Below are 6,004 nucleotides of genomic sequence, written 5' to 3'. Positions count from 1 at the left end.
TTTTTTTTATGATGTAAAATTAGTTAGTTACATCGACCCCTTTATTTGAATGTCCTCAAAAATTTGCGAAAAGCTTATCTTGGGCCTACGCATTTACTGGGCTTCCGGATAAAGCGGGAACTGCTGACTAGAACTGAGTTTGCTGTTACGAGCACGTCTCAGTGCTGTGTCGAAAAAGTCTCCTCGTCATTTAGTATTGATTTTATCCTTGTAGTCTATATCAAATGACGAGGAGTAAAAAATTAGTTAGTATTTTGAGACTTATTTATAGCGTGCTCCTGAATACTAAGAAATAGTTGGTGTTGCTGATCATTCCTAGATAATTTAGATAGTGCTTTCTCTACTTGAGTATAGAGGTCTCCTCCTGGGGCAATACGCTTCAGAACAACTGAAGGGTCTAGCAGCATAGCTGAAGCTAATGAACGAAGAAAATACCTTGCGCTATCTTTTGAAGTGATAGGTTGCGGGTAATCGAGAACGGATATTGAATCGGCAGGGCGGGAAGGGACAAGAGAGCTTTGGCTGAAAGACTGATCAAATCCACCAAAAAGATCATCGTAATCGATCCGATCAAATTCTTCCAGGTGTCCCCCTTTGGTAGCGTTGTAGATCCGCCTGCCTGTGCACTCAAATACCAATTTAGCCATTTTGTAATTCATTAGTACTCGGTCGAGCTTTGGATCCTTCCAGGTTTTTCCCTTTCCAAAATAGTCTTTATGAAAGTGATTTGGGTCATCCGTGTCAGAAGTAAGCACATCACCATTGCGGGAATGCGACGAGGGGATCACATAATTAAAATCCATGCCGATTAGATAGACTTCAGTAAAACCCATATAATAAGCTAGCTGAAGGTTAATGTAAGTTACTGATTGACCACAATAAACAATTTTAGAAATATCTGTTGAAAATCTTGGTACAACATAGTTAGGCGATGATTTTTCATAAAAACCTCGGTTCATATCGAAAAAGAATGTATTGGGTGTCTTAGGGTGGAGTTTTCGATAGATTGTTGGGAAGAACTTAAATGGTGCTTCAAATTCTCTGATTTCATCAATGTTTTCTTTCATTACAGAACTGTCCTCAACCACATAAAAAGTTGGACGAAATCCTGTTTCCCGAGTTTTGTAATAAAATGAATTGACCCCAAAACAGTACTCATTTTTCAACAATGACAAATCGTGCAGATTTAAGGAAGGCCCATTTCCAATGATGAAGCAGCGTTGCCCCTTAAATCGATTGTAGAACTGCGCTAGTTCTTCGCTGTCTGGCGGAGGGGTGTTAGCATACACCTCTCGCTTTGTATATTCGTTTAACCCAATGAAATCAGGGGGAAAGATTACATCACTTATGCGAAACATTTGGGGCTTGTCCAATCGTACCCCGTTGATTGCCAGAGTTGTGCCATGGCGGTATAAATCGGGGTCACCAAAATCGTGTGTCCGCTCCAGCATCAACGTTAGAGATTTTTCTTTTGTGACATGCTGGCAGTTTTTATGAATGAAATCGGAAGGGGAAAGTGACTTATCATAAACACAACCATACTCAGATGTCAGGTGAGAGTAAATTTTCTTGAATCTTGATGTTGCACTGTTTTCTTTGTTGTGGTGTAGGTGAACGTAGGTATAAGGAGAAATTCGGATACGTCCCTTCTCGATATGATTAAAAATCGTCACATCCATAGCGCGGTCTTCGCAAGAGTAGCCCCTGTATTGTTCGAATCCCTTGATGGCCATAAATGAAGCACGGTTCCAAATCACAATGCCACCAGATACAGTAACTGGATTTGTAATTTTAGTTTGGTCTGTTAGATGCGATAATTCTAAGCTCGCTTTTATCTGATCCGCCTCTTTTCTATCTGAATAGTAGATATTTAGATAAGGCGATGCTACATCTAGTCTGCTACGGCAATCAATGATGTCACGCAGGAAATTTGGACCAGTCAAAACATCAGTATCCATGAGGACGACTACCTTGGCATTTAAGCAATGATATCGCACCGCAACATTGTAACCCCATCCTCGGTTATATTCGTCTGGGTTGTAAGCAAATTCATGTCTGACATAGGGTTTGGTTTCGAGGTCATTCAGCTGTAGACGTGGTTCTATATCCTGCTCCATAAGTAACACGTCAAACAGGTCACCGTAGTAGAAGTCAATCCATTGCAATAAAAAGCGAAGGTTTTCAAGCCGCTCAGGCTTAGCTGGATTATGACGTACTCCAATAATTAGTGATGCCAGTGAGGTACCCTCACATTTAGCCGATGACATGATTGCATCTCGCTTTTCAGGGATAATCCGTTCAATTGGCTTAAATCCTGAAAATGTATAATTAGGCATTTTGAAATCAAGTCCGAGGCGTTTCTTCTGTGGCTCAAGTGCAATTAGGTTCATTAGCTTTTCGTAGATGAAGTCACTGCCTAGCTCGGTTAAATGGATGTTGTCACATGTATGGGTCATTACTTCTTCAAGGCTCCAAACCCGAAGGTCAACGAGCGGAATCCCTGCATAGCTTAGCTCCTTGGCAAAGAGATCGGAGTACGTCTCGGTAATCGAGATGTTGGCAGGCCGACCTCGTTTGAAGTTACCTTCCCAGTGGGGGACGAATCTGTTCGCGGTAATGAAGATCAGGTTTGGAATAGCAGCAAGCGTTGAGACGAGTTTGTGCGCCATGTTGCAACTATACATATTTATGGTCTTTTGCCCTTCATAGATTGTGTCGAAGGGGTGGCCGAGATGCTGTTCCATCGCATCGACACCGAAGACTTTATCGAACATCAATTTTTTGTTGTTGATAATTTTTTTCGCATAATCACGTGTATTTATTGCCAGATTGCTTGCGTTGGCCAGGTTTTGATTGTCGTACAGGTCGTCCCTCGCACTAGGTGCAGGGCGTGGGGACCATTCAACAATCCCCGTAAATAGAATGACATGATCATATTTTGCGAGGCGGTCCGCAGGAAAATGTTCTAGGAAATCGAGAGTAGTTGTCCATTTCATTGGACAGAGAAACATGTCTACAGCTAATCGAGGATCCTTGGCTAAACGTTCCGCAAAAATGTCGTGAGAACAACCGTTCGGTTTGTGTTGGCCGCGGCTGTCAGTGAAAATTAAAATACGTTTTGTGAAATTTTCCATTGGTGATTTTCTTTTAGCTGACATTAAAATGAAAGATTTGGCTTTTCGTCAAATTAAGAGGATCTGATCAAGTTATGAATCGGGTCAGTCAGAGGTGGTCTCACTCGTCTGAACAATTTCCTCAATTCTTAAGTGGAATCTCCGCCAGTGTTAAGCCACCAGTTTGATCATTGGCAGCATCGAGACATACGCCTCATCGGGCATAGTGACTAGGTTTGCCCTTTTGAAAATTCGGCCAGTTTCTAGAACGCTCATTACAGACATTGCATATATCATGGTTATTTATTGATCGCCTATTTATTAAGTGTTGATTTGGTCTTTGCAATCAAATATTTAAATATGAATATGGCAAGAAATAATAATTTACTGTATTTATTTAATGTATATCCCCATCAGGATATTGCTGATATTCGATTTGAAATATATTCTGCACACTTAGGGCTTGATGTAATGAGTTTTTGCGATTTTAGCATATCTTTTATCGAATTAATGTAATTTGTATGGTATCGATAAAATTGTGATCTGGAGATGTGCTGTTTGTTTATGACATATTGATCAGTGATTTCTATATTAGTGCTGATTGCCTTGGCGACAGAAGGGTATAGAGGATAATCTTGATAGCTTACCCACTTTGTTTCTATGTTTATTTTGTCTATTTCATCTTCAGGTGCTCCTCTCGTTGAGAGAATTTGATTGCACATTTCTTTGATAATTGCATGCCCCGGGTGATTTATGGTGTAAAATAGCTTCTGGCTTTTATAATTATTTTCAACGAAGTCTGAAATTGATATGTTGATACCATCATTTACTTCTCGTCTTCTTAGGTTATCAATTGACTTATGACATAATTCATCTATAAAGCTAGATTCAAACAAATCAACATTTTCAAATAGATCATCTCCATGATATTCAGTTAAAAAGCAATAAAGTAAAACAAGATCGAAATAATGAATGAGTGTTGATTTCCCTTTTTGGGGGTAATCAGCAAGCATTCCATTGATTTTATCTGATGATGAATCTAGTCGTACAAATGAACTTTCCGGCCAATAACCTTGAAAAAATGGTACTGGTATTCGTAAGTCGATTCCATTACGTGATCTAACAGCATCTCTCATCTCGTCACTGTCGATTCCTATGAAATTTTTATTTTTTATCGGCATATATATTAAAATATCGCAAGATTCTACAGCGTTACGAACTTTGTTTGATGCCAATTGATCTGTTATACTATATTGATGAATATATTTTTCTGGAGTTGATACTGTGAAATTATCTTGGATAAATTTTGAACTGTAGATTGTGTCAACGATGCTTCTTGATATACAGTTACCAATGACATATATGCTTTTCATGGTTTAGTAGTATCCTGGGAAAGTATTGTTAATAAGTACAGTATTGTGGAGCGTTGAATGGGGATCTGTGATAGTTATGGAATCTTATTTGTAGAGAAGCGATTGTTTTTTTATTCAATAATTTTATTCTTTTATAGCTGTTTATAATATAATATCTCGCAAAATCATGAGGTTATGCCATGGAAGCAGTGTCGGAAAATTGGGATTAGTTTAAGGGGGCTTCCGATGATTATTGCAAACTTTTTTCGAGATATTCGCTGTATACGGGAGCATGGGGGGCGAATCCTTTGCATAATGGCGAGCCTTTAAATCCCATAACTGTCTGATGCTCCTAGTTTTGGAGGTACCTCGGGATCAGCTATATGTCCTGTTGTGTGTGGGGGATAAAATGCATCCTACCCTATCTTTATGTGAAAAGTTTCTTTAGAAAACTCCTCAGGTAAGCCTATACAGGGTACACGCTCAGACTAGCTTGAACAGTATCGAAAAAACAACCGGGTGTTATCTATGATACCTGTAGATGACATGCCCTGGTCCGCCAGCATTGGCAAAAATGTTACGGCCCCAGATCGGTAGCAAAGCCATCTGCTTCAAATGCGGTGATGGCCCCCCCCCTGTACGACACCCTGCGAGTTAGAATTTTCGTCTTTGTTACTCTTTGGGGAATACCCAGTTGATATCCTCTATGCCCATGGCGGGTATTGTGCCCGATTTGTGGCGTTAAGGTCGAAAAGTCCCTAAGGGCCGATGGAGAAAGCTTTCTATCGTTTTTACGCCTAGTTTAAACAACTTGGTGCAACAAGCGTTTGATCAGGAAGGAAATGGCCGAAGTCTATAAAAATCAGTCGGGATACAGCTTCAGGTTGGTGGAAATGACAGTCAATTAGGGCCTCACGCATCGCAACTCCATGGGGTATAGGGCATTGGCATCGACGAAATCTGCTCGTGCGAACAAGTAGATAAGTTTGTTACCCCACCCCGGTCTAATAGCTTGACTAAGGAAAAAGGCGCTTGCTTTGGGGCGAACCCGCCCGAACCGGCAAAATTTGCAGGGATTTTCGACTGGCTCGCCCCGCTAAGGTCTCGGCAATTGTGGTTTGTTTGAAGCTCATGTGGAGTAACCGATCAGGGGGTACCCCTTCTCAAATCGCCGCCCTGATCCATTCCAGGTCTGGCTGTTGATCTTTGAAAAAAGCATCCATCGCGTCCACGAGGACATGGAAGGATGATTTCCCCTGCAGGCGGCAGGTTTGCCTGAGCGAAACGATGCGTTCCTCCCAGCGATTGCCTTTATCACTGCTGGTCCCTTGGCTGCGTTTTCGCCAGAGTACTGCATAGCGCAGCATGCGCTCCCCGAAATTGTTGGTCGGGTCAACACCTTCCTCGAGCAAGAAGGTAAATAATGAACCCATTTCCGTATCGAGATGGCGGACAAGCTTCCCCGCTTCACTGTCGGAGTCGATATACAGCGCGATCAACCGGTTGAGCCGGGCATAAAATGCGTTCCACTCGGCTTTT

Annotated in this window: 3 protein-coding genes; all 3 read right to left on the bottom strand. The window is 41.4% G+C overall.

The window, feature by feature from the left end:
- Positions 1-242: 242 nt before the first annotated feature.
- Positions 243-3,134: a 6-hydroxymethylpterin diphosphokinase MptE-like protein gene (locus JWJ90_RS22270; RefSeq protein ID WP_205229423.1), complete on the bottom strand. Its 2,892-nt coding sequence runs from the start codon at positions 3,132-3,134 to the stop codon at positions 243-245.
- A 392-nt stretch (positions 3,135-3,526) separates the two neighbouring features.
- Positions 3,527-4,486, bottom strand: a complete 960-nt coding sequence (locus tag JWJ90_RS22265) for a WcbI family polysaccharide biosynthesis putative acetyltransferase (RefSeq protein WP_205229422.1) — start codon at positions 4,484-4,486, stop codon at positions 3,527-3,529.
- A 1,142-nt stretch (positions 4,487-5,628) separates the two neighbouring features.
- A partial coding sequence (locus JWJ90_RS22260) for an IS66 family transposase (protein WP_205229421.1) occupies positions 5,629-6,004 on the bottom strand: 376 nt, incomplete at its 5' end.

Origin of the sequence: Desulfobulbus rhabdoformis (assembly GCF_016919065.1) — a bacterium.
Taxonomy (GTDB): Bacteria; Desulfobacterota; Desulfobulbia; order Desulfobulbales; family Desulfobulbaceae; genus Desulfobulbus; species Desulfobulbus rhabdoformis.
Note: the sequence above shows the minus strand (reverse complement) of the source record. Positions and strands in the feature narration are given on the sequence as shown.

Bases quoted from the DNA above. Each gene is read 5' to 3' on its own strand.
- JWJ90_RS22265 (WP_205229422.1), bottom strand. From the start codon at position 4,486: ATGAAAAGCATATATGTCATTGGTAACTGTATATCAAGAAGCATCGTT.
- JWJ90_RS22270 (WP_205229423.1), bottom strand. From the start codon at position 3,134: ATGGAAAATTTCACAAAACGTATTTTAATTTTCACTGACAGCCGCGGC.